This is a genomic window from Mesorhizobium sp. M1E.F.Ca.ET.041.01.1.1, assembly GCF_003997355.1.
Classification (GTDB): Bacteria; Pseudomonadota; Alphaproteobacteria; order Rhizobiales; family Rhizobiaceae; genus Mesorhizobium.
Window position 1 is genome coordinate 1 of sequence record NZ_RZSL01000808.1, and the last position, 2,182, is coordinate 2,182.

Sequence of the window (2,182 nt, forward strand, 5' to 3'; positions counted from 1 at the left end):
GCAATATCGTGCAGATGACGGGAACCTCGGCCGTGAAGGCAGACTGCGCGGCCGAACTCGGCAACCGCGAGATGTACGCCGGCAGGATGATCAAGCTGGTGAAGTGAGCGCCAATATCCCCTCCGGGGGAGATCACAGCTCGCCCACGATATCGGCGCCCGGCTGTTCGTCGAAGAGCACCGCGCAACCGCGTTTCAGCGCCACCTGGCTCAAGGCGTTCGCAGCCGCCTCGTCCGACGAGACGAAGTCGCCGGTCAAGACGCGCAGTTCCTCGACGGCTTTCGACATTGAGATAAGACGCCCGGCCGAGCGATCGCTCGCGCAGGCGTCGACGATGCAAAGAAGATCGATGAGTTCGAAACTGTCCATGACGGCCTCCGCCAGCGCCATCCCTTCGAAGCAATCAACGGCGGGATGCACGATCGGGTTCCAGCTCACGAACTGGACGGCGGTCTCCGCGGCGCGCGGCTGAGATCGAAGCGGGGCGGCAGGCAAGGCTCGAAGCAGGCGCCGCGCGCGGATCCGGTCGGGTCGGATCGACCGGAAGCAGGATGACCATCTGCGCCCGTCGCTCCGGCCAGAGCGGCCTGCCGAAGACGAGGAAGATGCCTGCGGTCACTGCTGCCAGCAGAAGGCCGACGAATAGGTTCGCGATAACTCGCCGGGCTGCACGGATATCTCCCTGGGGTAGTTCGCTCAACTGCTCTAACCATTTGCTGTACGCAATTCCGGACGGAAAATCGCTACGCACTTTTCCTGGAATTGCTCTGTTTGTTCGTCGCAATTCCGGACGGAAAACCGCTACGCACTTTTCCTGGAATTGCTCTGTTTGTTCGTCGCAATTCCGGACGGAAAACCGCTACGCACTTTTCCTGGAATTGCTGTGGAGCTGCCCGCCACATCGCAGGAAATGGCGGGCGCTCCGTCAGCCGCCGATGAAGGGACTTTTTTCGACGGCCTCCGAGCCAATGAACTGCCGCCGCACTTGTTTCAAGAAATCCGCCATTCGGGCCTCTGCGCTGCAAGGTGGGACCTCAGTCCCGCCGGCGCGAGGGACCGCAGCCCCAGGGCCGGGCCATTCGCCTCCCGGTCCCGCCCTGGCCGCGCGGGCAGGCGCAACCAGTTGGCCGGCGAACGCGTTGATTAAAAGGCTACTCCAGCTTCGGCCCGCGCGCTTCCTCGGAAGACGCGGGCCTTTTTTCCCGGGCCGCGACTGCTTGTCTTTGCATTTAAATTAGCAATCCCGGATTGAAAGGCGTATGAATCGGACAGCGGTCGCCGACGATCGCGGCGTCAGGTTCCGCTTGGACTCATGGAATATGGGGGGATGCCATGGCCGAAGCTCCAATGAACGTCACCAAACTCGAATCCAAGTCGCACAACAATCCCGACGAGGTTCGCTCGCCCGCCAAGACACGTGTCGAAATCGTGCGGCTGCCGGGCTTCACGCTCGGGCGGCTGAACATGCAGCCGGGCTGGAAGTGGTCGGAATGCGTGAAACCGGTGGTCAAGACCGATAGCTGCCAGGTCTCGCATGTCGGCTACGTCGTGTCCGGAACGATCACCGTGCGCATGAACGACGGGACGCAGAAGGCCTTCGAGGCCGGCACGTCCTACACCATTCCGCCCGGCCACGACGCCTGGGTGGAAGGCAATCAGCCGTTCCAGTGCATCGAGGTGCTCAGCGCCGAGCAATACGCCAAGCCGGCATAAGATGGCACTGCCAATCTCCCTCCTTGAGGTGTCGCCGTAGAACAGAGGGTCGTCGCGAGACGCCATTTGGCGCGAAAGTTGGCGCTCAACGCGAGACAAGCCCTCTGGCCGCTTCGCGGCCATTGCCCCTCAAGGAGAGATTACCACCGCAACCGCACAAACCTTCCGGTTGCGCCGGATTGTGGAGGTTTGCACGGTTTGGCGTGGCGGCTTGACAGTAGACCTCTTTTGTTCTCTTTTTGTTTGGCAAACATCCCTTACAAAAGATGCAGCTAATGCTGCAACGCCGCACGATGGGAACGGAAGCGCGCGATGCCCGCCATGGATGCCGCCACCATCCTGCATGCCGATCTCGACGCCTTCTACGCCTCGGTCGAGCAGTTGCTCGACCCGTCGCTGCGCGGCAAACCAATCGCGGTTGGCGGCGGCGTGGTGCTGGCCGCCTCCTATGAGGCGAAGGTCTTCGGCG

The 2,182-nt window shown here is 62.1% G+C and carries 2 protein-coding genes and 1 pseudogene; 2 read left to right on the top strand and 1 reads right to left on the bottom strand.

Translation table 11 applies throughout. The features are described 5' to 3' along the window. Positions 1–132 precede the first annotated feature (132 nt). On the bottom strand, positions 133–438 hold the full coding sequence (locus tag EOA38_RS34425; protein WP_348627548.1) for a hypothetical protein: 306 nt from the start codon (positions 436–438) through the stop codon (positions 133–135). A gap of 894 nt (positions 439–1,332) precedes the next feature. Between EOA38_RS34425 and EOA38_RS34435 the strand changes: the two genes are divergently transcribed. Both EOA38_RS34435 and EOA38_RS34440 read left to right on the top strand, forming a co-directional pair. Continuing rightward, entirely contained in the window at positions 1,333–1,713 is a 381-nt protein-coding gene (locus EOA38_RS34435) for a cupin domain-containing protein (RefSeq protein WP_126094650.1), read from the top strand. Positions 1,714–2,034: 321 nt separating this feature from the next. Next, positions 2,035–2,182, top strand: a pseudogene (locus EOA38_RS34440) (DNA polymerase IV); the annotation flags it as partial.

Excerpts from the sequence above, each read along its gene's own strand:
- EOA38_RS34435 (WP_126094650.1), top strand. The coding sequence starts at position 1,333 with ATGGCCGAAGCTCCAATGAACGTCACCAAACTCGAATCCAAGTCGCAC.